General features: G+C 66.1%; 23 protein-coding genes. 11 read left to right on the top strand and 12 right to left on the bottom strand.

Going from position 1 to position 23,974, the window contains the following annotated elements; all coding sequences use genetic code 11:
- Positions 1-5 precede the first annotated feature (5 nt).
- Positions 6-257 carry a hypothetical protein gene (locus tag U0023_RS06650; protein ID WP_009763113.1) on the bottom strand — a complete coding sequence of 84 codons (252 nt, stop codon included), beginning with the start codon at positions 255-257 and terminating at the stop codon, positions 6-8.
- A 390-nt stretch (positions 258-647) separates the two neighbouring features.
- Here U0023_RS06650 and U0023_RS06645 point away from each other — a divergent pair, with 390 nt between their 5' ends.
- Positions 648-1,607: a DMT family transporter gene (locus U0023_RS06645; RefSeq protein ID WP_009763114.1), complete on the top strand. Its 960-nt coding sequence runs from the start codon at positions 648-650 to the stop codon at positions 1,605-1,607.
- Here the strand turns inward: U0023_RS06645 and U0023_RS06640 are convergent.
- Positions 1,570-2,532 carry a hypothetical protein gene (locus U0023_RS06640; protein WP_009763115.1) on the bottom strand — a complete coding sequence of 321 codons (963 nt, stop codon included), beginning with the start codon at positions 2,530-2,532 and terminating at the stop codon, positions 1,570-1,572. The genes U0023_RS06645 and U0023_RS06640 overlap by 38 nt on opposite strands.
- A gap of 252 nt (positions 2,533-2,784) precedes the next feature.
- Here U0023_RS06640 and ribA point away from each other — a divergent pair, with 252 nt between their 5' ends.
- Both ribA and U0023_RS06630 read left to right on the top strand, forming a co-directional pair.
- Complete coding sequence (gene ribA, locus U0023_RS06635; protein WP_009763116.1) at positions 2,785-3,897, top strand: GTP cyclohydrolase II RibA; 1,113 nt, start codon at positions 2,785-2,787, stop codon at positions 3,895-3,897.
- Between the two features lie 159 nt (positions 3,898-4,056).
- Positions 4,057-5,739 (top strand): L-lactate permease, encoded by a 1,683-nt coding sequence (locus U0023_RS06630; RefSeq protein WP_040638657.1) that lies wholly within the window; start codon positions 4,057-4,059, stop codon positions 5,737-5,739.
- A 60-nt stretch (positions 5,740-5,799) separates the two neighbouring features.
- On the opposite strand, the gene U0023_RS06625 is transcribed toward U0023_RS06630, so the two are convergent.
- The 5 genes from U0023_RS06625 to U0023_RS06605 all read right to left on the bottom strand — a co-directional run bounded on the left by U0023_RS06625 (position 5,800) and on the right by U0023_RS06605 (position 10,938).
- A complete protein-coding gene (locus tag U0023_RS06625) occupies positions 5,800-6,969 on the bottom strand; it encodes a M20 aminoacylase family protein (RefSeq protein ID WP_009763118.1) in 1,170 nt (389 codons plus the stop codon).
- 91 nt (positions 6,970-7,060) lie between these two features.
- Positions 7,061-8,272, bottom strand: coding sequence for a hypothetical protein (locus U0023_RS06620; protein ID WP_009763119.1), 1,212 nt, complete (start codon positions 8,270-8,272; stop codon positions 7,061-7,063).
- 210 nt (positions 8,273-8,482) lie between these two features.
- Entirely contained in the window at positions 8,483-9,373 is an 891-nt protein-coding gene (gene mmsB / locus U0023_RS06615; protein WP_009763120.1) for a 3-hydroxyisobutyrate dehydrogenase, read from the bottom strand.
- A gap of 45 nt (positions 9,374-9,418) precedes the next feature.
- Positions 9,419-9,790 carry a DUF5367 family protein gene (locus U0023_RS06610; protein WP_009763121.1) on the bottom strand — a complete coding sequence of 124 codons (372 nt, stop codon included), beginning with the start codon at positions 9,788-9,790 and terminating at the stop codon, positions 9,419-9,421.
- Positions 9,787-10,938, bottom strand: coding sequence for an isobutyryl-CoA dehydrogenase (locus tag U0023_RS06605; RefSeq protein WP_040638957.1), 1,152 nt, complete (start codon positions 10,936-10,938; stop codon positions 9,787-9,789). The genes U0023_RS06610 and U0023_RS06605 overlap by 4 nt, the downstream gene beginning before the upstream one ends.
- Positions 10,939-11,098: 160 nt before the next feature.
- On the opposite strand from U0023_RS06605, the gene U0023_RS06600 reads away from it, so the two are divergent.
- Genes U0023_RS06600 through U0023_RS06590 form a run of 3 tightly spaced genes read left to right on the top strand, consistent with a single transcriptional unit; the run spans position 11,099 to position 12,398 of the window.
- On the top strand, positions 11,099-11,731 hold the full coding sequence (locus U0023_RS06600; RefSeq protein ID WP_009763123.1) for a TetR/AcrR family transcriptional regulator: 633 nt from the start codon (positions 11,099-11,101) through the stop codon (positions 11,729-11,731).
- Positions 11,728-11,928, top strand: coding sequence for a hypothetical protein (locus tag U0023_RS06595; protein WP_009763124.1), 201 nt, complete (start codon positions 11,728-11,730; stop codon positions 11,926-11,928). The genes U0023_RS06600 and U0023_RS06595 overlap by 4 nt, the downstream gene beginning before the upstream one ends.
- Entirely contained in the window at positions 11,925-12,398 is a 474-nt protein-coding gene (locus U0023_RS06590; RefSeq protein ID WP_009763125.1) for a cupin domain-containing protein, read from the top strand. Before U0023_RS06595 ends, U0023_RS06590 begins: the two co-directional genes overlap by 4 nt.
- Positions 12,399-12,455: 57 nt before the next feature.
- Here U0023_RS06590 and U0023_RS06585 read toward each other — a convergent pair whose 3' ends face one another.
- The gene (locus U0023_RS06585; RefSeq protein WP_009763126.1) at positions 12,456-13,952 is read right to left on the bottom strand and encodes a CoA-acylating methylmalonate-semialdehyde dehydrogenase; all 1,497 of its coding nucleotides are present in this window, start codon (positions 13,950-13,952) and stop codon (positions 12,456-12,458) included.
- A 154-nt stretch (positions 13,953-14,106) separates the two neighbouring features.
- Here U0023_RS06585 and U0023_RS06580 point away from each other — a divergent pair, with 154 nt between their 5' ends.
- From U0023_RS06580 to U0023_RS06570, 3 genes are all read left to right on the top strand, one after another.
- A complete protein-coding gene (locus U0023_RS06580; protein WP_009763127.1) occupies positions 14,107-14,997 on the top strand; it encodes a LysR family transcriptional regulator in 891 nt (296 codons plus the stop codon).
- Between the two features lie 71 nt (positions 14,998-15,068).
- Positions 15,069-16,040 (top strand): transaldolase, encoded by a 972-nt coding sequence (tal, locus tag U0023_RS06575; protein WP_009763128.1) that lies wholly within the window; start codon positions 15,069-15,071, stop codon positions 16,038-16,040.
- A 5-nt stretch (positions 16,041-16,045) separates the two neighbouring features.
- Complete coding sequence (locus U0023_RS06570) at positions 16,046-16,603, top strand: cysteine hydrolase family protein (protein ID WP_009763129.1); 558 nt, start codon at positions 16,046-16,048, stop codon at positions 16,601-16,603.
- 81 nt (positions 16,604-16,684) lie between these two features.
- Here the strand turns inward: U0023_RS06570 and U0023_RS06565 are convergent, their stop codons facing one another.
- The 3 genes from U0023_RS06565 to U0023_RS06555 form a co-directional block, all read right to left on the bottom strand.
- Positions 16,685-18,364: a thiamine pyrophosphate-binding protein gene (locus U0023_RS06565; RefSeq protein WP_009763130.1), complete on the bottom strand. Its 1,680-nt coding sequence runs from the start codon at positions 18,362-18,364 to the stop codon at positions 16,685-16,687.
- A 76-nt stretch (positions 18,365-18,440) separates the two neighbouring features.
- A complete protein-coding gene (amaB, locus tag U0023_RS06560; protein ID WP_009763131.1) occupies positions 18,441-19,991 on the bottom strand; it encodes an L-piperidine-6-carboxylate dehydrogenase in 1,551 nt (516 codons plus the stop codon).
- A gap of 329 nt (positions 19,992-20,320) precedes the next feature.
- Positions 20,321-21,454 carry a saccharopine dehydrogenase family protein gene (locus U0023_RS06555; protein WP_009763132.1) on the bottom strand — a complete coding sequence of 378 codons (1,134 nt, stop codon included), beginning with the start codon at positions 21,452-21,454 and terminating at the stop codon, positions 20,321-20,323.
- Between the two features lie 114 nt (positions 21,455-21,568).
- On the opposite strand from U0023_RS06555, the gene U0023_RS06550 reads away from it, so the two are divergent.
- Together U0023_RS06550 and U0023_RS06545 are read left to right on the top strand one after the other, a co-directional pair.
- Complete coding sequence (locus U0023_RS06550; RefSeq protein ID WP_009763133.1) at positions 21,569-21,997, top strand: Lrp/AsnC family transcriptional regulator; 429 nt, start codon at positions 21,569-21,571, stop codon at positions 21,995-21,997.
- Complete coding sequence (locus U0023_RS06545; protein ID WP_009763134.1) at positions 21,994-23,202, top strand: NAD(P)/FAD-dependent oxidoreductase; 1,209 nt, start codon at positions 21,994-21,996, stop codon at positions 23,200-23,202. The genes U0023_RS06550 and U0023_RS06545 overlap by 4 nt, the downstream gene beginning before the upstream one ends.
- Positions 23,203-23,245: 43 nt before the next feature.
- Here the strand turns inward: U0023_RS06545 and U0023_RS06540 are convergent, their stop codons facing one another.
- Complete coding sequence (locus U0023_RS06540) at positions 23,246-23,965, bottom strand: hypothetical protein (protein ID WP_009763135.1); 720 nt, start codon at positions 23,963-23,965, stop codon at positions 23,246-23,248.
- Between the last annotated feature and the right edge of the window lie 9 nt (positions 23,966-23,974).

Raw genomic sequence — 23,974 nt, 5'->3', positions numbered from 1 at the left:
ACCGATCAGCGCAGGATGGCCATCAGGAGCAGGGTCGTGCCGGCCACCGACGAAGACAGGGTGACGATCATGGCCCAGAGATGCAGCCGGTCCCGTTCCTCCTGGTTGAGCAGGGGGCGGTAGCGCGAATCGGAGCGGCCGAAGATGAAGCTGGCGGTTCGGGCCGGCCGAGGATCGTGGGGCAGCACGCAGAAGCTCGACCGCGCCGTCTGAGGGCGGACGCTATAGGTCGTTTCGCGGGAGAGCTGCTGGGTCATGGGTCAAGCGCTACACGGGACTGGATGGCGAGCGCGAGGTTCGCCCCGAAGCCGTGAAGGAGTGGTAAAGGCGTGAGGTCACTTTCCGCCATCGTAAACCAAACCTTTCTCGCGCCGGGATTTTTGCTGTGGATTGTCAGGACACGGGCAGGATCGGCGCCCCGACTCATGCCGTATCGTCACATTATGACATAACTATAGGCGAGTTGAATTCCCGAATGCGAGGCAATGGACGTTTTTCAACGCTTTCAGCCTTTGCTCCCCGTCCACGGAGAGGCGCCGACGTGCGGAAGCAACCGGATCCGGCACGGCATCGCCCGATCACAGGAAACGGGTCGTGCACCGACGGGCTTTGTGTCATTGCAGCCGGTGAGTTCGGGAAATAACACGATGACACAGGCGTCCGTTCAGAAGACCATGAATGCGTCCGATTGGATGCTGCTGGCGATCCTCTCCGTCGTCTGGGGCGGCTCCTTCCTCTTCATCGGGGTCGCGGTCCGCGAGCTGCCGCCCCTGACGATCGTGGCGCTGCGGGTCGTCACGGCGGCCTCGGCGCTGCTTCTCGTTTTGAGATTCATGGGGGTGGAGCTGCCGCGCGGCCGTCAGGTCTGGGCCGCCTTTCTCGGGATGTCGATCCTCAACAACGTCATCCCGTTCACCCTCATCGTGTGGAGTCAGGGCCACATTCCCAGTGGACTCGCATCCATTCTCAATGCGACCACGCCGCTCTTCACGGTCATCGTGGCGCATTACCTCACGGACGATGAGCGCCTGACGGGCCAGCGACTCGCCGGCGTGATCGTCGGGTTCGTGGGTGTCGCCGTGATGATCGGGGCTGCGGCCTTCGTGTCCCTGGACGCGAGCATTCTCGCCCAGCTCGCGGTCCTCGGCGCTGCCCTGTCATACGGTTTTTCAGGGGTCTTCGGCCGGCGATTCAAGACCATGGGGATTCCGCCGCTCGCCACGGCGACGGGTCAGGTCGCGGTCTCGAGCGCGCTTCTGTTGCCCACCGCGCTGATCGTCGACCGGCCTTGGACGTTGGCGATGCCGAGCACGGGCACGATCCTGTCCCTCGCGGCCCTCGGCCTGGTCTCGACGGCCTTCGCCTACCTGATCTTCTTCCGCCTGCTCGCGCGGGCGGGTGCCACCAATGTGGGTCTCGTGACCTTCCTCATCCCGGTCAGCGCCATCCTGCTCGGCGTGCTCGTTCTCGGCGAGACCCTGGCGGCCCGGCACATGGCCGGGATGGCCCTGATCGGGGCAGGGCTCATCCTGATCGACGGGCGGCTCGTCTCGAGGCTGGGCGCCCTGTTCAGCGCGAAGCGCCCGGCTGCGCACGGAAGCGGTTGAACATCATGTCGGGCGCGCTGGTATTGTGACGGGAAGGGACGAGACGTCCCATCCATGCATCGGTCACTTTGGCGCTCTGGAAGTCCATGATAGGCTCCTCACGCCAGGAGCGTGCTTTCTCCTCACGCACCGCGATCCGCGCCACATCGGCGTTGAATTCGGTCACATACATGGAGCGAAGGCCCGCGAAGGGCAGGCCGGATACCGCCTGATCGAAGGAGACGTCCAGGGTCATGCGCTCTTCATTGAGGGCCTTCACGGCGACGCTCGCCTTGCCGCCCTTCGCCAGGGTGAGCGTGAAGGCCATGGCCTTCGGGTCGAAGGCGACGTCCTTCAGGTTCACCACGGGACGCTGATCGAACTCGACCGGGCCGACCAGGAAGGAAGAGCCGTAGGAGGTCCAGTCCAGGTGCTCGGGCGGGAGCGGCTTGATGCGCCAATAGCCGTCGCCCGGATAGATCACGAGCACCTCCACGGCCTTGTCGCCGCGCTTCTTGAGCAATTGCAGGAGATGGATGTTCGGCGTGACCTTGTCGCCGATGGTCACGGTGACGTTGCTCGGACGCCAGAACTCGGTGAAGGAAAGGCCCATGATGCGCAGGTCGGCGTCCTCATAGAGGGTCGACATGGTCGGGTGCGGCTTGGCCGAGGTTTCCTCGGAGATGTCCTCGCAGGCCGTCCAGTCCGGCTCCCAGCGATCCTGGCGCAGGGAACCCATATAGGCCGGATGCACGGCCTCGATCTGGAAATGCTTCACTTCCGGCGAGGCGAAGTTGATCGCCACGTTGTCCTTTTCGGCGCAGAGTACCGGCTCGCTGGTGTTCGTCACGTCGACGGCCAGGCCATCGAGGGTTGCGGCGGTCGCCGTCGAGGCGAGACCGAGGAATCCGAGGGCGAAAAGCCGGGACAGGAATGGAGGCATCATCAAGTGTCTTTACGGAAGCTGAAGCGGGGGAAAGGGCCAGAGATAGCGCGCTCCGACTATGCCGTCGAGCCGAGAGGCCTTTGCAGGGGAGCCTGTTGATTCGACATGGCTGCCATCGCATCTATGGGGTTAGGGATCGGTGGAGGCCTGTGATAGGGTGAAAATCGTCCTGAAACGCGGCTTCAGGGGCTTTTCGGCCCGAAAGACCTCGTCTCCCGCCAGATTTGAGGCTGTTTGCCCGAGTATTCGAGAATGCGCCTGACCTTGAGCCTGTCCGACAATCCCGCCACGACCTCGGTCGAGCGGGCGATCGTGGAGTTTCGCAGTGCCCGGCCCGTGGTGATCGACGGGCCGGAGGGCAGCGCGCTCGTCGTCGGCGTGGAGGACCTGGACGAGGCCATGGGTGCGGAGATCGAAGCCGTTGCCGGCGGACGTGCCCATCTCGTCCTGCCGGCGGCCAGGCTTCGCCGCCTCGGTCTCGAACGGGAGGTCCCCGGCCGGGTGGCCCTGCCCATGGTGGAGCGTAGCCGCGTGGAAGCCTTGGCGCTCAGGGTCGACAGCCGCATCGACGCGCCGGTCCGCCCGGCCGATGAGCTTGACGGGGAGGCCCTGGAGCTGGCCCGCCTGTCCCTTGTGCTGCCGGCCGTGATCGTCGTGCCGCTGGCGAAGGGCATCGAGATCGATCCGTCCCTCGTGCGCGTGCCGGGCGAGGCCATCCGGGGCTATCGCCGGGCCAGGGCGGCCGACCTCAGGATCGTCAGCCGGGCACCGGTCCCGCTGGAGGGGGCGCCCACCAGCGAGTTCGTGGTGTTCCGCGGCGGCGAGGGCCTGCGCGACCAGGTGGCGATCATCGTGGGCAAGCCGGATATCGCGAAGCCCGTGACCGTGCGCCTGCATTCGGCCTGCCTGACCGGCGATCTCTTCGGCAGCCTGAAATGCGATTGCGGCGACCAGCTGCGCGAGACCGTGCGCTTCATGGCCTCGAACGAAGGCGGCATTCTTCTCTATCTCGACCAGGAAGGGCGCGGGAACGGCATCGCCAACAAGATCCGCGCCTACAAGCTCCAGTCGCAGGGCTTCGACACCTATGACGCCGATGAGGTCCTCGGCTTCGAGGCCGATCAGCGCCGCTTCGATTTCGCCGCCGTGATGCTCAAGGAGCTGGGCGTCGGAAAGGTCCGCCTGATGACCAACAACCCCGAGAAGATCGGGGCGCTGGCGCAGGCCGGTCTCGAGGTCATCTCCGATCACCGGGTCCTGGGGCGTCCGACCGCGGAGAACGTCAGTTATCTCGCCGCCAAGCGCGACCGGGCCGGGCACTACATCGATCTCGAGGGCATGCTGGCCTGCTCGCAGAAGGACTGAACGGCCGGCGTCGTCCCATACCTCACAAGATCCATCGCGCGGTTCTATTGCCGCGGCAGAACAATATCCTAGCTTTTCCTTGAGGCGGACAGACCGCTTCGGCCCGACCGCCACGCCATGGGCGCCAGCCAGAGCTGGCGGGGACAGGGGAAAAAGCTCATGTGGAGCCAAGTCTACAATCCATTCGGCAACGCAACATTGTCGACCATCGCGGCGGCCATTCCGGTCGTCCTGCTCTTGGCGATGATCGCGTCAGGCAAGGTGAAGGCTCACATTGCCGCCGTCATCGCGCTTCTCGCCGCGATCGCCGTGTCGATCTTCCTGTTCACCATGCCGGCCGGGCTCGCCACGCGCGCGGCCCTGTTCGGCGTCGCGACCGGCATGTTCCCGATCGGCTGGATCATCCTGAACGTCATCTTCCTTTATCGCCTGACGGTGGAGAGAGGGTGGTTCGCGACACTTCAGCAATCCGTCGGCGATCTCACGACGGATCGCCGCCTCCAGCTGCTCCTCGTCGCCTTCTCCTTCGGGGCCTTCTTCGAGGGCGCGGGCGGCTTCGGCACGCCCGTTGCAGTGACGGGCGCCATCCTCATCGGGCTCGGGTTCTCGCCGCTTGCGGCCTCCGGGCTCTCGCTCATCGCCAACACGGCCCCTGTGGCCTATGGCGCGCTCGGCGCCCCGATCCAGGGCCTTGCCTCGGTGACCGGCTTCGACCCTTACGTCCTCGGCGCGATGGTGGGACGCCAGCTGCCCTTCTTCTCGGTGATCGTGCCCTTCTGGCTGATCTGGGTCTTCGCGGGCTTCCGCGGCATGCTGCAAATCTGGCCGGCCATTCTCGTCTGCGCCGTGTCCTTCGCGATCCCGCAATTTCTCATTTCCAACTACATCAATCCCTGGATCGTCGATATCGGCGCATCCCTGATCTCGATGGCCTGTCTCGTCGGCTTCATGCGGATCTGGCGTCCGAGGGAGATCTGGACCTCCCCGGCGCTTCGTACGCGTGACATTTCCGCCGACACCATCGTGCGTCCCGCGCCTTTGGGCGCCGGCGCCGCCAACGTGTCTCCGAACCCGAGCCGCAGCGAGGTCATCCGGGCCTGGGTTCCGTGGATCATCCTGTCGATCATCGTCGCCATCTGGGGAACCGGCTGGTTCAAGGCGCTCGTCAACCCGATCTTCACCTGGAACTACCCAGTTCCGGGCCTGCACAACATGGTGCAGAAGGTTGCGCCCATCGTGGCCACCCCGACGGCGGAACCTGCGGTCTTCGCCTTCACCTACATGTCCTACACGGGCACGGGCGTGCTGATCGCGGCGATCATCGCAGGCTTCGTCATGGGTTTCTCGCCCCTGCGGCTCGTGACGGCCTGGTTCGAGACGATCTGGGTGCTGCGCTACTCGCTCATCACCATCGCGGCCATGCTCGCCATCGGCACGCTGACGCGCTTCTCCGGCGTCGACGCGACGCTCGGGCTGGCCTTTGCCGGGACGGGAATTCTCTACCCGTTCTTCGGCACCCTGCTCGGTTGGCTCGGCGTGGCGCTGACCGGGTCCGATACCGCGTCGAACGTGCTGTTCGGCGGCCTGCAGAGGATCACGTCGGAGCAGCTCGGATTGTCGCCCATCCTGATGGCGGCGGCGAACTCGTCCGGCGGCGTGATGGGCAAGATGATCGACGCGCAATCCATTGTCGTGGCCTCCACGGCGACGAACTGGTTCGGCCATGAGGGCAGCATCCTGCGCTTCGTGTTCTGGCACTCGATCGTGCTCGCCTGCCTGGTCGGCGGCCTCGTGATGCTGCAGGCCTATGTGTCGCCGTTCACGAACATGGTGCTGCACTGACGGGAACAAAAGAAAACCGCCGCCGGAAACGATCCGGCAGCGGTTTTCTGTCGAGAGGTCTTATCGAGCCGGCATGCCGGTTTCGACGATCTTCGCCCAGAGCGAGACGCCATAGGGGCTCGCCTCGTCGTTGAAGTCATAGGCCGGGTGGTGGACGCCCGCCGTATCGCCGTTGCCGAGGAAGATATAGGCGCCCGGGCGCTCCTCCAGCATATAGGAGAAGTCCTCCGCGCCCATGAGCGGGAGGACCGTGGTGTCGACCGCGTTCTCGCCGGCGACGGAGCGCGCGACATTGGCCATGAACTCCGTCTTGTCCGGGTCGTTCATGGTCACCGGGTAGCCGCGATCGTACTCGACCGCGGCCTTGGCGCCGAAGGCCGCGCAGACATTCTCCACGATGGCGCGGATGCGGGTCTCGGCGAGGTCGCGTACCTCCGGGGAGAGCGTGCGCACGGTGCCGAGCAGGGTCGCGGTCTGCGGGATCACGTTGAAGGCTTCGCCCGCCTTCACGGTGCAGACGGAGACCACCACGGAGTCGAGCGGGTCGGCGCTGCGCGACGCGATGGTCTGGAGGGCCGTGATGATGTGGGCCGAGATGACCACCGGGTCGATGCAATCGTGCGGGCGCGCCGCATGGCCGCCCTTGCCTTCGATCTGGATCGTGAACCGGTCGGCCGCGGCCATCATCGCGCCGGGCCGGATGGCGAAGTGGCCCACGGGGATGCCCGGCATGTTGTGCATGCCGTAGACCTCATGGACGCCGAAGCGCTCCAGCAGGCCGTCCTTGAGCATCTCGTTGGCGCCGCCGCCACCTTCCTCGGCCGGCTGGAAGATCACCACTGCGGTGCCGTCGAAGTTGCGCGTCTCGGCCAGGTACTTCGCCGCCCCGAGGAGCATCGCCGTGTGGCCGTCATGGCCGCAGGCATGCATCTTGCCGGGCACCTTGGACTTGTGGGGAACGTCGGTCGCCTCCTCGATGGGAAGCGCGTCCATGTCGGCGCGCAGGCCGATCACCCTGCCGGAATTGTTCGTCCGGCCCCGGATCACGCCGACGACCCCGGTCCGCCCGAGGCCGGTCACGACCTCGTCGCAGCCGAAGCTCTTCAGCTTCTCCGCCACGATGCCGGCCGTGCGGTGCACGTCGAACAGCAGCTCCGGGTTTTCATGGAAGTCGCGGCGCCAGACGGTGATTTCATCGGCGAGATCGGCGACGCGGTTGATGATCGGCATGTCGTTCCTCGGGGTCAAGAATCCGGAAGCCGCCAGCCAAGCAGAGGCGATGCCTTTCCGTCAATCCTTCTCCGCCGAGAAGTCCGCGTGATTAATTTGTGCGGCGCAGAACGGCCTTGGGGCGGCTGGTGCGGAACTGCCCGCGCTCGATGGCGACGAAGATCAGGACCAGAACCAGGAGTGCCGTGAACCACCAGACCTGCGTGGTGCCGATGCCGAGGCAGCCGAGGGCATAGGTGCAGGCGAACGCCGCCATGATGCTCGGCGCCACCGTGGCGCGATGGCTCTCCGCGCCGACGACGACCTGATACAGCAGCACGCTGCCCGCCACGGCGCCCACGACGCCGAGCTCGTACCAGATCTCGAACAGAAGGGTGGAGGGAGCGCTCGGCGGCAGCAATCCGACGAATCGGCCGCGCAGGGCCGTCTCCAGGCCGTGTCCGGTCAGAAGCCGCAGCGGCTCGTCGAGAATGACGTTGCGCCAGGCCTCAAGGCCGAGCGCCGTCGGCGAGCCTGCTCCGAGCAGCCCTGCCGCCAGGGGTTTCAGGAGGAAGGGCAGGATGGGCGCGAACAGCAGCAGGCCTGCCATGAGGAGGCCGGTCAGGCGGGCGCCTAGGACGGGGTTCCAGGCCGTGACGACGAACACGGCGGCGCCTGCGGCCAGGCCGTAGAGGGGCAGGCCGTCGCGGGTGAGGAGGGAGCAGACGGCCACGGCGAGCGCGAGGACGAGGGCCTCCAGGTTGCGCCCGCGGGAATGGAGCCATGCGATGGCCGGCCAGAGCAGCAGGACGAGCATGAGCATGCCACGCTCCAGGCTCGGGCCTCCCGGATCGAAGCGGCTGCCGCCGGTCAGCGTCAGGCCGATGGCGATCACGGCCGCAAGACCGACGCCCACGGGAAGAAGATAGAGGTTGGCCGAGCGCATCCGTTCGGGAATGGCGAGATATCCGCCAAGGCCCATGAGAGCCATGCCGATGATGTTGAGGAGCCGTTCGGAAGCCTGGGGCAGGAAGGGCGTCCAGGCCAGGGAGAGCCCGGCCCAGAGCAGCAGGACCAGCCCCGCAATGCCGCCGGGGGAGCCGGCGAGTGCGACGAGCTTGTCCCAGGCGTTTCTGGCGCTGCCGTCGAGCACCGAGGCGAGGACGAGGAGAATGACCGCCAGGGGGGCCATGACGACCAGAGCGCGCCGCGTGAACAGGGCCGCCAAGGGGACGGCGAAGAACAGGAGCGCGAAGCCGAGGCGGCGCAGCATGGCGGCGGCATCGGCTGACGGATTGGCCGCTTGGGCAACGGGACGGATCATGCGAGCAGGCAATCGACGATTGAGCATTCAGGGACGGAAAGCGTAATGGACGAGAACGTGAAAAGCTGTAGGTGCGATGCAACACACGCCTTCCATTGTCTCGCCTCCGGAAGGGCCATGACCCTCCTTCGTCGGCGCCCCTCCCGCCCGGGATCCCGATCGCATGGCGCGCCCCGCCTTCCGCTTAGAAAGCTTGTGATCGATCCGCCCTCAAGCTCTCTGGCCGCGGATGAAGTTGATGATCCCCGAGAAATCGTCGCCTTCGTGCCCGGCATTGTTGAACAGGGCATAGAGCTGCGCCGCCTCCGCACCCAGGGGAGTCGAGGCTCCTGAGGTGAGAGCGGCCTCCTGGGCCAGCTTCAGGTCCTTGAGCATCAGGGCCGCGGCGAAACCCGGCTTGTAGCCGTTGTTGGCCGGGGAGGCCGGCACGGGGCCCGGAACCGGGCAATAGGTGGTGAGCGACCAGCACTGGCCCGACGACGTGGAGGCGACGTCGAAGAGCGCCTGGTGCGACAGGCCGAGCTTTTCAGCCAGAACGAAGGCTTCCGCCACGCCGATCATCGAGATGCCGAGGATCATGTTGTTGCAGATCTTCGCCGCCTGACCGGCGCCGGCCTCGCCGCAATGAACCACCTTCTTGCCCATCTTCGAGAGGATCGGCTCCGCCCGGTCGAAGGCTTGTCTGGCGCCGCCCGCCATGAAGGTGAGCGTTGCCCCTTTCGCGCCGCCGACGCCACCCGATACCGGAGCGTCGAGGCTTGCCAAGTCGCGCTCCTGCTCGCGCGCCATGACATGCGCCTTGCGGGCGCTCTCCACATCGACAGTGGAGCAGTCGATCAGCAGCGCGCCGTCCTTCACCGAGGGGAGGATGTCGGCCCAGACCGAGAGCACATGTTTGCCCGCCGGCAGCATGGTGACGACGATGTCCGCATCCTTCACGGCGTCGACCGTGGATGCGGCGATGCTCGCGCCGTCATTGCGCGCCTGATCGCAGGAGGCGGGGGAGAGATCGAACCCGGTGACGGTGTGGCCGGCTTTCACGAGATTGGCCGCCATGGGGCCGCCCATGTTGCCGAGGCCGATGAAGGCGATGTTGGTCATGAGAATCCTCCCGTCTTGTTGTGCGATGTTGCGATGAGGCCATCGTTACGCGCCGCGTGCTCTCCAGAGCGACCCTGCCAAGGCGAAGCCGTAGAACCACAGCATCAGCGATCCGAACACCTTGTCGAGGGCGGGATCGAGCTGCGGGAAGAAGACGGCGAAATGGGACCCGACGGCCGCCGTGATCAGCATGCCCGGAACGGCCACGAACGCCATGGCATGGATCGCGGCTTTCGCAGGAATGCGCAGGATCGACGGCGTCGACAGGCCGAGCGCCAAACCGAGCGCCCCTCCGAGTGTGAAGTTGATCTGGAACGGGCGGCGCCCCTCGAGGAAGAACCATGGGCCGGCGACATGGAACAGCGCAAAGACGACGGCCGCGAGGCCGAAGCCGAGCCCGAGGGATCGTACGATCATCGGTTGCCGCGTCCGACCAGGTCGCGCGCCACGATGAGCCGCATGATCTCGTTGGTGCCCTCAAGGATCTGGTGCACGCGCAGGTCCCGTACGATCTTTTCGACGCCGTAATCGGCCAAATAGCCGTAGCCGCCGTGGAGCTGCAGGGCGTCGTTCGCCACCTGGAAGCCCACATCGGTCGCCATGCGTTTGGCCATGGCGCAGAGCTTCGTGGCATCGAGCGCCTTGGCATCGAGCGCGGAGGCCGCGCGCCACAGGAAGGTGCGCGCCGCTTCGAGTTCGGTCGCCATGTCGGCGAGCTTGAACTGCAGCGCCTGGAAATCAGCGATACGCCGGCCGAAGGCCTTGCGGTCGTTCGCGTAGGCCAGCGCCTTGTCGAGGGCCGCCTGCGCGCCGCCCAGCGAGCAGGCGCCGATATTGAGGCGGCCGCCGTCGAGGCCCGACATGGCGATCTTGAACCCCTGGCCCTCGTCGGAGAGCCGGTTGGCGACGGGCACGCGCACGTCCTCGAAGATCACGGCCGCGGTGGGCTGCGCATTCCAGCCCATCTTCTTCTCCTGCGCGCCGAAGGACACGCCGGGCATGTCCTTCTCGATCACCAGCGTCGAGATGCCGGAGGGGCCGTCCTCGCCCGTGCGCACCATGGTCACGTAGATGTCCGAGGTGCCCGCACCGGAAATGAACTGCTTCACTCCGTTGACGATGTAATGGTCGCCGTCGCGCACCGCCCTGGTCTTGAGGGCGGCCGCGTCCGAGCCCGAGCCGGGCTCGGTCAGGCAGTAGCTCGCGATCAGCTCCATGGTGACGAGGCGCGGGATGTAGCGCTGGCGCTGCTCCTCCGAGCCGTAGCGGTCGATCATCCAGGTCGCCATGTTGTGGATCGACAGATAGGCCGAGACGGCCGGGCAGCCGGTGGCGAGCGCCTCGAAGATCAGAGCCGCGTCGAGCCGCGTCATGCCCGATCCGCCGACATCGTCGCGGGTGTAGATCGCCGCCATGCCGAGGCTGGCGGCCTCCCGCATCACGTCCACGGGAAAATGCTTCTTCTCGTCCCATTCGAGAGCATGGGGGGCGAGATTGTCCGCCGCGAAGGCGAGCGCCATGTCGCGGACGGCGATTTGGTCTTCGGTGAGGGAGAACTGGGTCATGATCCATATCTGGACCTGCGGCGCCATGCGGGCAAGCCGACTTTCGGCGGGAGAAGGGGTGTGGACCTTCCAGGACCGACGGTTTCGCGCGCCGGGTCGTCATGAGATCCGTAAGCTTGAGCACTTGCGCCTTTCCCCTATTCATGTCACGTAGAGTGACATGAATGCCAAGCAGCAGAACCGAACCTATGAGAGCGCTGTCCGAAAGGAGCAGGTCGATGCCACCCGCCAGCGCATCCTGGCGGCCGTGGGAGCTCTGTTCGACCAGAACCCCGAGCATGCGTTCTCGCTCGACGAGGTTGCACGTGAAGCCGGCATCAGCCGGCGCACCATCTTTCGCTACTTCGCCACCAAGGAAGAGCTGATCGACGCCTTCTGGCTTCATATCAACGCTTCGTCAGGCGCTGGCTTTCCTCGGAGCGAGGAAGACCTCGTTCGTCGCCCTGTAGAGCTGTTCGAGTCCCTGGAGAGCGTCGCGGGCGTCGTCCGCGCGTCGCATCTGTCGGCGGCGGGCCATGCCATGCGGCTGCGGGCCAGCGAGGAACGCCGCGCCGCCTTCAGGGTGTGCCTCGCGGATGTCACGGCAGGCATGGCTCCTGAGGAGGCCGTCAAGCTCGAAGCCGTCGTCCAGCTGCTCTACAGCGCAACAGCCTGGCTCACCATCAAGGATTACTGGGGACTCTCCGGGCGAGAAGGCGGCGAAGCGGTCTCCTGGGCGATTGAAACCCTCATCAATGAGGCAAAGCGAAAGAAGCACGCCATGGAAGCGGCTGAAGGAACTGGATCCTCATGATGCAGATCGATCTCGACATGGCAGACCGGATCGACGTGAAGCATCGGGTCCCGAACTGGCGCGAGCTCCTGAAGGACGACATGACGCCTGAGGACCCTGTGCTGCCGCTGCTGAGAAACTTCATGCGGTTCCTCTCACAAATGCGGCTCTATCGATTTTTCATAGCACCATTGGCGAAAGGAGAGGATCGACAATGACTGACAAACCCTTCCGCCGTGCCGTTCTTCACGGCATGGCTCAGGCCCGACCGATCTGGGTGCTGAGCGACCGTGTGTCCGTCATTGGGCACCTTGAGGATCAGGACCTCTACATTGCCGATGTCACCGTGCCGCCTGGAGGCGGCACGCCTCCGCACATGCATCCCGCTCCGGAAATTCTGCGCGTTCTCGACGGCACGATTCTTTTCTGGAGCGAGACGGACAAGGGGGCTCTGGAGGTCCAGGCCAAGCCCGGCGATGTCTTCACGGTGCCGGGGGGCGTGCCGCACGGCTATCGCAACGCCGGCGACGAGGACGCTCGGATGATGCTCATTGCGGATCGCAGGATGGTCGATTTCTTCAGGGATGCCGGATCCCCGGTCGCGCCGCCTCCCGGACCGCCGTCTGAGGAGGATATCGGGCAGGTCATGAAGGCTGCCGCCCGGCACGGATTCACCATACTCGTCTGATTTTCGCGGACAGCCGAGGATTGCACCCGGCTGCCGCTTATCGTTGCCTGTTGCCGCTTACTTCATCGTCGGAATGGAGAATTCCGCGCCTTCCTTGATGCCGGACGGCCAGCGGGAAGTGACCGTCTTGGTCTTGGTGTAGAAGCGCACCGCATCCGGGCCGTGCTGGTTGAGGTCGCCGAAGCCGGAGGCCTTCCAGCCGCCGAAGGTGTAATAGGCGAGCGGCACCGGGATCGGCACGTTGATGCCGACCATGCCCACGTTCACCCTGGAGGCGAAGTCGCGGGCTGCGTCGCCGTCGCGGGTGTAGATCGCGACGCCGTTGCCGTATTCGTGGTCGGAGGGCAGGCGCAGGGCCTCGTCGTAGTTCTTGGCGCGCACGACCGAGAGGACAGGGCCGAAGATCTCTTCCTTGTAGATGCGCATGTCGGTGGTCACCTCGTCGAAGAGGCAGCCGCCCATGTAGAAGCCGTTCTCGTAGCCCTGCATCTTAAAGTCGCGGCCGTCGACCACGAGCTTGGCGCCTTCCTGGACGCCGAGGTCGACGTAGGAGCGCACCTTTTCCATGTGGGCCCGGGTGACCATCGGGCCGAAATCGGCGGACGGATCGGTGGAGGGGCCCACTTTAAGGCTCTCGACGCGGGGGATCAGCTTGTCCATGAGCGCATCGGCCGTCGCCTTGCCGACGGGAACCGCCACCGACACGGCCATGCAGCGCTCGCCCGCCGAACCGTAGCCGGCGCCGATGAGCGCGTCCGCCGCCTGATCGAGATCGGCGTCGGGCATGATGATCATGTGGTTCTTGGCGCCGCCGAAGCATTGCGCGCGCTTGCCGTTCGCGGCCGCGCGGGAATACACGTACTGCGCGATCGGCGAGGAGCCGACGAAGCCCACGGCCTTGATGTCCGGATCGTCGAGGATCGCGTCCACCACTTCCTTGTCGCCGTTGACCACGTTGAGGATGCCGGCGGGAAGGCCGGCTTCCATCATGATCTCAGCGAGGCGCATCGGCACGCCCGGATCGCGCTCGGACGGCTTCAGGATGAAGGCGTTGCCGCAGGCGATGGCGGGCGAGAGCTTCCACAGCGGGATCATGGCCGGGAAGTTGAACGGCGTGATGCCGGCCACCACGCCGAGCGGCTGGCGGATCGAATACATGTCGATGCCCGGGCCGGCGCCTTCCGTGAACTCGCCCTTCAGGAGATGCGGGATGCCGGTGCAGAACTCGGCCACCTCGACACCGCGCTGGATGTCGCCCTTCGCGTCGGCGACCGTCTTGCCGTGCTCGCGGGCGAGCATGTCGGCGAGGCTGTCGGTCTCCTTGGCGATGAGCTCGAGGAACTTCATCATCACGCGGGCGCGGCGCTGCGGGTTCGTGGCGGCCCAGGCGGGCTGCGCCGCCTTGGCGTTCTCGACGGCCTGGCGCAGCTCGTCCTTGGAGGCCAGCGCCACCCGGCCGAGGACCTCGCCGGTCATGGGCTGGAAGAATTCGGTGGTGCGACCCGACTTGCCGGCAACCTGCTTGCCGCCGATGAAATGTCCGACCTCACGCATGGCGTCGTCTCCTCCTCAAGGGTGTTTTTCGTGCTTCCCTTCTATCATTGTTGAAATCGCACGACTATGGGTGAAACCAAAGCACCGTTGTGCGAAAATGCCAATATGGTCAAGGTAGGCCCAAGGGCGTCAAAGGGAGGTCCAAGACAGGCTCATGAGCGCTTTCGACTGGGACGATCTCCGCTTTTTCCTGGCCGTGGCCCGGGCCGGCCGGCTCACCGTAGCGGCGCGGCAGCTGGAGGCCGATCACACGACCGTGTCCCGCCGCGTCTCGGCCCTGGAGGCGGCGCTCAAGGCCAAGCTGTTCGAGCGCAGTCCCCAGGGCTACACCCTGACCGAGCAGGGCGAACGGCTCCTGAGACATGCGGAGAGCATGGAGACGCAGGCGCTGGCGGTCGCGAGCGAGCTCGGCGGGGCGGATCTCGCGCTCTCCGGCACCGTGCGCATCGGCGCGCCGGACGGGATCGGCACCTATTTCCTCGCGCCCGAGCTCGGCGCGCTGGCCGAGCGGCACCCGGGCCTGACCCTGCAGCTCGTGGCCCTGCCGCGCACCTTTTCGCTCTCCAAGCGCGAGGCCGACATCGCCGTGACCCTGGAGCAGCCGACGGAAGGGCGGCTCGTCTCGCGCAAGCTCACGGATTACCGCCTGAGGCTCTATGCGTCGCAGGATTACCTCGACCGCCATGGGCCGGTGACGGAGCTGGCCGATCTGGCGGGCAAAACCCTCGTCACCTACGTGGCGGATCTGCTCTACAGCCCCGTGCTCGATTATTTTTCCGGCCTCGAGAAATACACCGCCCGCCGCTTCGAATGCGCCAGCGTGGTCGCTCAGGCCGAGGCGGTCCGCGCAGGCGTCGGCATCGGCATCCTGCACGACTACGCCGTGCGCCAGTTCCCGGAGCTGCGGGTGGTGCTGCCCGACGTGTCGTATCTTCGCACCTACTGGCTCGTCACCCACGCGGATGCGCGGTCCCTGCGCCGGGTGGAGGAGGTCTATTCGTTCATCCTGAGCCGGGTTCGGGCCAACAGAGGGCTTTTCGTGTGATGCTTTGACCCTTCACGCGCGCCCCTTATGGGACTAAGTCAAACGTCAAAGGACAACCCACGGAGATCCCCATGCCCTCCAAGCTCGACCAATTGCGCGCCATGACGGTCGTCGTCGCCGATACCGGCGACCTCGACGCGGTGCGCCGTCTGAAGCCCCAGGACTGCACCACCAACCCGACCCTGCTTCTGAAGGCGGTCGAGACCCCCGCCTACGGCCATATCATCGAGGAGGCCCTGGCCTGGGGCCGATCCCAGGGCGGATCGCGGCAGGACGTCGTGTCCGCCATCTGCGACCGGCTCGCGGTGGCGTTCGGCGCCGAGCTTGTCAACATCGTGCCCGGCCGGGTTTCCACGGAAGTGGACGCCGACCTCTCCTTCGACACCGAAGCGACGGTCGCCAAGGCGCGCGCCATCATCAAGGCCTATGAGGAGCGCGGCATCGGACGCGAGAAGATCCTGATCAAGATCGCTTCCACCTGGGAGGGCATCCGCGCGGCGGAAGTTCTTCAGAAGGAAGGCATCGACTGCAACCTCACGCTCCTGTTCTCGCAGGCCCAGGCGCAGGCCTGTGCGGAGGCGGGCGTGTTCCTGATCTCGCCCTTCGTCGGCCGCATCCTCGACTGGCACGTGAAGGCGGGCGGCGGCCCCTACACGGGCGAGACCGATCCGGGCGTGCTGTCCGTGCGCAAGATCTATGCCTCGTACAAGGCGCAAGGGATCAAGACCGTCGTGATGGGCGCATCCTTCCGCAACATCGGTGAGATAGAAGCGCTCGCCGGCTGCGACCGCCTCACCATCTCGCCCGCGCTCCTCGACGAGCTGGCGAATGCGCAGGGCGACCTGCCGCGCAAGCTCTCGGCCGACACCGTCGAGACGATCCAGCCCCTGCCGCGCATGGACGAGAAGAGCTTCCGCTTCGCCCTGAACGAGGACGCGATGGCGACCGAAAAGCTCGCCGAGGGCATCCGCTCCTTCGTGAAGGACCTGCGCTCCCTGCGCACGCTCGTGGCGCAACGGCTCGACGAGGCGAAGGCGGCCTGATCGCGATGTCGAAAGCTCTTCTCATCATCGACGTGCAGGAGGGAATCCTTCCCTCGAAGGGCGCGGAACGCCCTGCCGTGAGACAGCGCTTCGACGAAGTGCGCCGCCGGATCTTCGACCTCGTGAGCGAGGCCCGAGGACAAGGCGCTCCGATCGTCTTCGTCCAGCACGCCGGAGCGCCCGGGCACCGCTTGGAGACAGGCACGTCGGGATGGGAGATCTGCGGTGACGTCGGTCGAACGGCGGGCGACATCGTCGTCAGCAAGACGTCCTGCGATTCGTTCTACGAGACCGATCTTCAGATGGTTCTTTCAAACCAAAGCGTGAAGCATCTCGTCGTTGCTGGTCTCATGACGCAGTACTGCGTCGACACAACCTGTCGGCGGGCCGTGAGCCTCGGATTCGACGTCACCCTAGTGGCCGATGCCCATACGACGGCGGATACGGGTACGTTCACGGTCGAGCAAATCGTGGATCATCACAACGGTCTGCTCGACGGTTTTGACGCGGGGACGGCCGTGATCACGGTCAAACGCGCGAATGAAGCCTTCGCTAAGGCATAGACGATATCGCGAGATCCAACGGAAAAGGCGCTGTGGTGATCGCAGCGCCTTTCTTGTTTCTGACCTGATCCGAGGAAGGCCTTACTTCTTCCCCGCCAGAGCCTTGTCGCGGATCTGCGTCAGCGACATCGTCGGGGTGATGACTTCCGGGTCGATGATGCAGTGGAGGATCGCCGGCTTGCCGGAGGTCAGCGCGCGCTGCAGGGCGGGGGCGAATTCCTCCGTCATGGTCACGCGCTCGCCGTAACCGCCGAAGGCCTTAGCGTAGGCGGCGAAGTCGGGGTTCTTCAGCATCGTGGCCGAGACGCGGCCGGGATATTCGCGCTCCTGGTGCATGCGGATCGTGCCATACATGCCGTTGTCGAGCAGGATCACCAGGATCGGCAGATCGTACTGCACGGCGGTGGCGAATTCCTGGCCGTTCATGAGGAAGTCGCCGTCGCCGGCGAACACCACCACGGGGCTGTCGGGCCGGATGCGCTTCGCGCCGACGCCGGCCGGGACGCCGTATCCCATGGACCCGGAGGTCGGCGCCAGCTGCGTGCCGTACTCGCGGAAGGGCCAGAAGCGATGCACCCAGGTGGCGAAGTTGCCCGCGCCGTTGCAGAAGATCGTGTCAGCGGGCATCACCTTGCGCAGATGCGCCATCACCTCGCCCATCTGCAGGCCGCCGGCGGTGCGGACGGCGCTCGGATCGCTCCAGGCGAGATAATCCGCATGCGCGGTCTTCGTGCCCTCGCTCCAGGGAAGAGAGGCCGGCGGATGCACGCCTTCCAGCGCCGCCGTGAAGGCGACCGGCGAAGCGTTGATCGCGAGATGCGGGGAATAGACCCGGCCGATCTCGCTCGGATCGGGATGGACGTGCACCAGTTTCTGCTGCGGCGCCGGGATATCGAGCAGCGTGTAGGCCTGGCTCGGAATCTCGGAGAGGCGCCCGCCGACGAGCAGGACGAGATCGGCTTCCTTGATGCGCGCGAGCAGCTTCGGGTTCACCCCGAGGCCGAGATCGCCGATATAGGAGGCGTGATCGGCGGGAAACAGCATCTGGCGGCGGAACGTGCAGGCGACCGGCAGTTCGAAACGCTCGGCGAAACGCACGAAGCGCTGCACCGCGACCTCGGACCAGCGGCTGCCGCCGAGAAGCGCGATGGGGTTCTTCGCGCCGTGCAGCAGCTTCTGCAGCTCGGCCATCTGGGTGAGGCCCGGATGCGTCTCGACGATCTGGTAGCGCGGGGCGTCGGCGACCTGCGCCATCTCGGTGAGCACGTCCTCGGGCAGTGCGATCACGACGGGACCCGGGCGGCCCGATGTCGCCACATGGAAGGCGCGGGAGACGATCTCGGGGAAGCGTGCCGGATCGTCCACCTCCGTGGCCCATTTGGCGAGCGGGCCGAAGGCGGCGCGATAATCGAGCTCCTGAAACGCCTCGCGCTCGCGCATGCCGCGCTCGATCTGACCGACGAACAGGATCATCGGGGTCGAATCCTGCTTGGCGATATGAATGCCCGGCGAGGCATTCGTGGCGCCCGGACCGCGGGTGACGAAGCAGATGCCCGGGCGCCCGGTGAGCTTGCCGTAGGCTTCCGCCATCATGGCGGCGCCGCCTTCCTGGCGGCAGACCGTCACGTCGATCTTCGCGTCATGCAGCGCATCCAACGCGGCCAGATAGCTCTCGCCCGGAACGCAGAAGATGTGATCGACTCCGTGAAGAGTCAGCTGATCGACAAGGATCTGGCCGCCGGTGCGGGAGGGCGCTGTCATGGAAGGCTCGCGATGTGAGAGGGCAGATAAGAAAACGGAGGGCGTTTCTGCCCTCCGTGGATTTTAGTCAGAACGGTCAGGCGTCCACGTCGAACTTCACGCCCTGGGCGAGCGGGAGCGTCGACCCGTAGTTGATCGTGTTCGTGGCGCGGCGCATATAGGCCTTCCAGGCATCCGAGCCCGACTCGCGTCCGCCGCCCGTTTCCTTCTCGCCGCCGAAGGCGCCGCCGATCTCGGCGCCCGAGGGGCCGATATTGACATTCGCGATGCCGCAATCGGAACCCGCCGCCGACACGAAGGCCTCGGCCTCGCGCAGGTTGAGCGTGAAGATCGAGGAGGAGAGGCCGGCGCCGACCGCGTTGTGCAGTGCGATCACCTCGTCGAAATCCGAATAGCGCATCACGTAGAGGATCGGCGCGAAGGTCTCGCGCGTCACCGGGCCGGTCTGGCTCGGCATCTCGACGAGGGCGGGACGGGCATAGACGCCCTCGTTGGCCACGTCCGTGTAGCGTCCGCCGCCATGCACCTTGCCGCCGGCCGCGCGGGCCTCGTCGAGGGCGCGCTCCATGTTGTCGAAAGCCGCCTTGTCGATCAGCGGGCCGACGAGCGTTCCTTCCGCGCGCGGATCGCCGATCTTCACGCTGCCATAGACCTTCACGAGGCGCGGCACGAGCTGGTCGTAGACGCTCTCGTGCACGAAGAGACGGCGCAGGGTGGTGCAGCGCTGGCCCGCCGTGCCCATGGCCGCGAAGGCGATGCCGCGCAGGGCGAGATCGAGATCGGCCGAGGGGGCCACGATGGCGGCGTTGTTGCCGCCGAGCTCCAGGATCGCGCGGGCGAAACGCTCGGCGAGCTTCGGGCCGACCTGACGGCCCATGGCCGTGGAGCCGGTGGCGGAGAGCACCGGGACGCGGTGATCCTCGACGAGGATCTCGCCGATCTCGCGGCCGCCCAGCAGCACCTCGCAGAGGCCTTCCGGCACGCCGCCGAAGCGCTTGGCGGCGCGCTCGACGATGGCATGCGTGGCAAGAGCGGTCAGCAGGGTCTTCTCGGAGGGCTTCCACACCACGCTGTCGCCGCACACGAGGGCGAGCGCCGCGTTCCAGGACCACACGGCCACGGGGAAGTTGAAGGCCGAGATGACGCCACAGACGCCGAGCGGATGCCAGGTTTCCATCATGCGGTGATCGGCGCGCTCGGTCGCGATGGTCAGGCCGTAGAGCTGGCGCGACAGGCCGACGGCGAAATCGCAGATGTCGATCATCTCCTGCACTTCGCCGAGGCCTTCCGAGACGATCTTGCCGGCTTCCAGCGTCACGAGGCGGCCGAGGTCGTCCTTGGCGGCGCGCAGCTCCTCGCCGAGCAGGCGGATGAACTCGCCGCGCTTGGGCGCCGGCACCTTGCGCCAGGCCTTGAAGGCGGCATCGGCGCGGCCGATGGCGGCCTTGGCCTCGTCGGGCGTCGTCTCGCGCACATGGGCGATCACTTCGCCGGTGATCGGCGACAGGGCCGGGCGGCCGGTGGACGCGAAGGCGCTCTCCGGCACGCCGAGGCGCGCGAGAATGGCGCGGGCCTCATCCGCAACGGAAGCGGGCGCGGAGGATACGGGTTTCAGGCTCGCGGTCATGTTGGTTCTCCCTGGATGCGGGCTTGGGCCCCTGGAGGCCCGCCACCCTCGCTTGTCTTTGAAACGAAACGACGGCGGCTATCATGCCACCGTCTTAATGCATGACCGGGAAGCCTGGGAACTGCTTTTCCCGAATAGGGTCATGCCAATTAGTCAAGAACCCGAGTGCTCGGCGCGACAGGCTCTCCTTCCCCTTGTGGGGAGCAGTTGGAGGTGGGGGTGACGGCGCAAACCTTCATAGGCTATCGCTCACACCCCCACCCTAACCCTCCCCACAAGGGGAAGGGGACACTCTCTGCACCCAGTCGACCCGGGTGCTCCTTCAATCCTCAGGCCACCGCATCGAGGCGGATGTTCTTCACCGCCGGCTCGTGGCCTTCGTCCAGGCGCTCGCCTGCGTAGACGCGGCCGAAGCGGTTGGCGAGGAACGTGCCGAGGTCGACCTCCTCCTGGCGCACGAAACCCTGTTTCGGCAGCTTGCCCGCCACCAGCAGGTCGAGCATGGCGCAGATGCCGGCCGCGGTGGTCACCTGGATAGCGGTGCGCTGGGTCCCGGCGACCTTCTGGCCGTAGACGCTGCGGGCATAGGTTTCCTGCACGTAGCGGCCGTCGCGCTCGCCGGTCACGGTCACGAAGACGATGACCATGTCCTGCATGGTGGCCGGAACGGCGTTCTCCAGGATGTCCTTCAGGACCTCGCGGCGGTTGCGCAGCTGGAGGTCGTTGAGCAGCACGCGCATCAGGGCGCAGTGGCCCGGATAGCGGATGGTCTTGTAGTTCAGGTTGCGCACCTTGCCTTCCAGCGTCTCGCACAGGGTGCCGAGGCCGCCCGAGGTGTTGAAGGCTTCGTAACGGGTGCCGTCGAGGGAGAACTCCTCGAGCTCCTCCATGGCGGGGACTTCGCGCAGCTTGCCGTCCACGACCGCCTCGCAGCGCTCGATATACTCGTTGATGACGCCGTCCGTGCTCCAGGTGAGGTTATAGGAGAGGGCGTTCGAGGGATATTGCGGCAGGGCGCCGACGCGCAGGCGCACGGTGTCGAGCTTGTCGAAGCGGCTCGCGATGTCGTGAGCCACGATGGAGATGAACCCGGGGGCGAGGCCGCATTGCGGGATGAAGGCCGTGGTGGCGCCCTCCGCCAGCTCCTTCACCATGCGGGTGGTGGCGACGTCCTCGGTCAGGTCGAAATAGTTGACGTCGGCGAGGCGCGCGGCCTGGGCCACGTGGCCGGTCAGGTGATAGGGCGCGGCGCTGAGCACGGCGTAGCGGCCCTTGAGGGCGTTCTGCAGGGCGACCGCGTCATTGAAGTCGAGCTGGGTCGTCTTGATGCCACCCTTGGCGACGGCTTCGAGGGCGGCGGCGGACGAATCCGCGACGGTGACGTCGTAATCGCCGGTCTCGTGGAGCATATCGACGATGGTGGAGCCGATCTTGCCGGCGCCGATGACGAGAATCGAATGCATGGAGTTCTCCCTGTGATGATCGGAGAAAAAGGCAAAGCCCTGCAGAACGCCATGGACAAGCTGACGGAAAGACGAGTAATTTTCGGCATATCGCCATAGTGATTGGTCATTCTGATGCTCGATGCCACGGATCGTGCCTTGATTACGCTCCTGCGGGAGAATGCCCGGATCGGCCACGCGGAGGCCGCCCGGCGGCTCAAGCTCTCCCGCACGACGGTGCAGGCCCGGGTCGAAAGCCTGGAGCGCCGGGGGGTGATCGCCGGCTATACCCTGCGCCTGGCCGAGGACGTCGCGAACCGCATGGTGCGGGCGCATGTGACCATCGTGGTGGCCCCCAAGGCATCGGGCGGCGTCGTCACGGCGCTTCAGCGCATGCCAGAATTGCGCGCGCTTCATTCGGTCGCGGGTGTCTTCGATCTCCTGGCGGTGGTAGAGGCTGAGGACGTTCCCTCCCTCGACGCCGCCATCGACAAGATCGGCGCGGTCGAAGGGGTGGAGCGCACCCAATCCTCCATCATCCTCTCAACGAAATTCGAACGATGACCTCTGCAGCTTCCTCTTCAGCCGATGTCGTGATCGTCGGCGGCGCCGTCATGGGCTCCTCCACGGCCTATCACCTGCTCGCCGATTCCGGCTTCAAGGGACGCGTGGTCGTCATCGAGAAGGATCCGACCTACCAGCTCTCCGCCTCGGCCCTGTCGGCGGCCTCGATCCGCCAGCAATATTCGAGCGCGGTGAACATTCGCATCTCGCTTTATGGAATCACGTTCCTGCGCAACATCGCTGATTACCTCACCGTCGACGGCGAGAGGCCGGAGCTTGGATTGAAGGAGGGCGGTTATCTTTACTGTGCGACGGATGCCGGCGAGCCGATCCTGCGCGAGAACCAGGCGCTCCAGGCCGAGGAGGGCGCGGACATCCTGTTCCTGAAGCCCGACGAGCTGAAGGCCCGCTTCCCCTGGCTCAACACGGAGGATTTGGCGGCCGGCACCTGGGGACGCTCGGGCGAGGGCTGGTTCGACGGCTGGGGCCTTTTGCAGGCCTTCCGCAAGAAGGCGCGTTCGCTCGGCGCCGAATACGTGAAGGGCGAGGTGGCAGAGGTCGAGCGGGACGGCGGCACCATCGTGGCCGTGCGCCTCAAGGACGGAACCCGGATCGCCTGCGGCACGCTCATCAACTGCGCCGGCTCCGGCGGGCGGGCCCTGGCGACCATGGCCGGGCTCGACATCCCGGTCCAGGCCAAGCGCCGCTACGTCTTCACCTTCTCCTGCAAGGGACCCGTGGAGAACTGCCCGCTGCTCATCGACACGTCCGGCGCCTATGTGCGGCCCGAAGGGGAGGGGCACTTCATCTGCGGCGCCTCGCCGGAAGCGGATCTCGATCCCGACTGGCACGACGAGGATCCCGCGTCGCAGGAAATCGATCACACCTTCTTCGAGGAGTTCATCTGGCCGAACCTGGCGCATCGCGTCCCAGCCTTCGAGGCCATCAGGCCGGGACGCGCCTGGTCGGGCCCTTACGACATGAGCCTCCTCGACCACAACGCGATCATCGGCCTGGCCGGCGGGTTCAAGAACTTCTACCTCTGCAACGGCTTCTCGGGCCACGGCCTGCAGCAGGCCCCGGCCGTGGGCCGAGGCCTTGCCGAGCTGATCGTCCATGGCGGCTACCGCACGCTCGACCTGTCGGAGCTCGGCCATGAGCGCGTCCTCGCCCACCGCCCCCTGCTCGAGCGCAACGTGATCTGACGCATCGAACGCAAAAGCGGGAACCGGTTTTGCGTTCGACGCTCTAAAAGCCCTCTTCAAACGTGCGGTAAGCCCAGACCCGGCCGCCGCGGTTCATGTGCCGCTGCATGAGGCCGGGCTGGTCGGGATCGGGCCGGGTGTCGACGGCAAGCTCGTTGACGCCCTCCCGGTCGGCCCGCTCGTCGCTGCGGCGCGAGCCCGTGCCCACCGTCGTGCTCGAACCCTGATGGCCTTGAGCGAACCCGTCCGCCCTCACATCCGTGGTGCCGAGGTCGTCCGCGCCTTCCGCCATCAGGCCCATGCCCGGCAGGGCGCTCGTGTTCGTCAGGCCGCCGGTCGAGCCGCCGGCGATCCCCGCGCCCAGCGGGGCGCCTGCATCGGCCCCGGCCCGACCGGACGGGTGCTCGTCCAGCCATTCGCGGCTGCTGGCATCGAGATCGACCGGATCGAACATCTCCAGCGCCCGCAGGGCCTCCTCCACATTGTCCCGGTCGACCTGCGCGGCGATCAGGACGCAATGCCTGTGGATCCCTTGCGCGAAGAGCCGCTTGTCGGCCTCCGGCAGGTTCAATTCATGGAGAGCGTCCAGGGTCTCGTCCCGCGCCGACAGCGCGCGAAAGCCCGAGATCGACGAGATCTCGCGCGCCTCGGCATTGCCGGCAGCGACGATTCGATTCTGGGCGATGCCCATTTCCAGAAGGGATTGAAGGGCTTGGCGTGCTTGGCCGTGATCCCTGAACAGGGCTGCGATCATCTGGGGCATGGATATCTT

It is taken from the genome of Microvirga lotononidis (assembly GCF_034627025.1).
GTDB lineage: Bacteria > Pseudomonadota > Alphaproteobacteria > Rhizobiales > Beijerinckiaceae > Microvirga > Microvirga lotononidis.
The sequence above is the reverse complement of the archived record's forward strand: the minus strand, read 5'-3'. Positions and strand labels throughout refer to the sequence as shown.

Excerpts from the sequence above, each read along its gene's own strand:
- U0023_RS06650 (WP_009763113.1), bottom strand. The coding sequence starts at position 257 with ATGACCCAGCAGCTCTCCCGCGAAACGACCTATAGCGTCCGCCCTCAG.
- U0023_RS06645 (WP_009763114.1), top strand. The coding sequence starts at position 648 with ATGACACAGGCGTCCGTTCAGAAGACCATGAATGCGTCCGATTGGATG.
- U0023_RS06640 (WP_009763115.1), bottom strand. The coding sequence starts at position 2,532 with ATGATGCCTCCATTCCTGTCCCGGCTTTTCGCCCTCGGATTCCTCGGT.
- ribA (WP_009763116.1), top strand. The coding sequence starts at position 2,785 with ATGCGCCTGACCTTGAGCCTGTCCGACAATCCCGCCACGACCTCGGTC.
- U0023_RS06630 (WP_040638657.1), top strand. The coding sequence starts at position 4,057 with ATGTGGAGCCAAGTCTACAATCCATTCGGCAACGCAACATTGTCGACC.
- U0023_RS06625 (WP_009763118.1), bottom strand. The coding sequence starts at position 6,969 with ATGCCGATCATCAACCGCGTCGCCGATCTCGCCGATGAAATCACCGTC.
- U0023_RS06620 (WP_009763119.1), bottom strand. The coding sequence starts at position 8,272 with ATGATCCGTCCCGTTGCCCAAGCGGCCAATCCGTCAGCCGATGCCGCC.
- mmsB (WP_009763120.1), bottom strand. The coding sequence starts at position 9,373 with ATGACCAACATCGCCTTCATCGGCCTCGGCAACATGGGCGGCCCCATG.
- U0023_RS06610 (WP_009763121.1), bottom strand. The coding sequence starts at position 9,790 with ATGATCGTACGATCCCTCGGGCTCGGCTTCGGCCTCGCGGCCGTCGTC.
- U0023_RS06605 (WP_040638957.1), bottom strand. The coding sequence starts at position 10,938 with ATGACCCAGTTCTCCCTCACCGAAGACCAAATCGCCGTCCGCGACATG.
- U0023_RS06600 (WP_009763123.1), top strand. The coding sequence starts at position 11,099 with ATGAATGCCAAGCAGCAGAACCGAACCTATGAGAGCGCTGTCCGAAAG.
- U0023_RS06595 (WP_009763124.1), top strand. The coding sequence starts at position 11,728 with ATGATGCAGATCGATCTCGACATGGCAGACCGGATCGACGTGAAGCAT.
- U0023_RS06590 (WP_009763125.1), top strand. The coding sequence starts at position 11,925 with ATGACTGACAAACCCTTCCGCCGTGCCGTTCTTCACGGCATGGCTCAG.
- U0023_RS06585 (WP_009763126.1), bottom strand. The coding sequence starts at position 13,952 with ATGCGTGAGGTCGGACATTTCATCGGCGGCAAGCAGGTTGCCGGCAAG.
- U0023_RS06580 (WP_009763127.1), top strand. The coding sequence starts at position 14,107 with ATGAGCGCTTTCGACTGGGACGATCTCCGCTTTTTCCTGGCCGTGGCC.
- tal (WP_009763128.1), top strand. The coding sequence starts at position 15,069 with ATGCCCTCCAAGCTCGACCAATTGCGCGCCATGACGGTCGTCGTCGCC.
- U0023_RS06570 (WP_009763129.1), top strand. The coding sequence starts at position 16,046 with ATGTCGAAAGCTCTTCTCATCATCGACGTGCAGGAGGGAATCCTTCCC.
- U0023_RS06565 (WP_009763130.1), bottom strand. The coding sequence starts at position 18,364 with ATGACAGCGCCCTCCCGCACCGGCGGCCAGATCCTTGTCGATCAGCTG.
- amaB (WP_009763131.1), bottom strand. The coding sequence starts at position 19,991 with ATGACCGCGAGCCTGAAACCCGTATCCTCCGCGCCCGCTTCCGTTGCG.
- U0023_RS06555 (WP_009763132.1), bottom strand. The coding sequence starts at position 21,454 with ATGCATTCGATTCTCGTCATCGGCGCCGGCAAGATCGGCTCCACCATC.
- U0023_RS06550 (WP_009763133.1), top strand. The coding sequence starts at position 21,569 with ATGCTCGATGCCACGGATCGTGCCTTGATTACGCTCCTGCGGGAGAAT.
- U0023_RS06545 (WP_009763134.1), top strand. The coding sequence starts at position 21,994 with ATGACCTCTGCAGCTTCCTCTTCAGCCGATGTCGTGATCGTCGGCGGC.
- U0023_RS06540 (WP_009763135.1), bottom strand. The coding sequence starts at position 23,965 with ATGCCCCAGATGATCGCAGCCCTGTTCAGGGATCACGGCCAAGCACGC.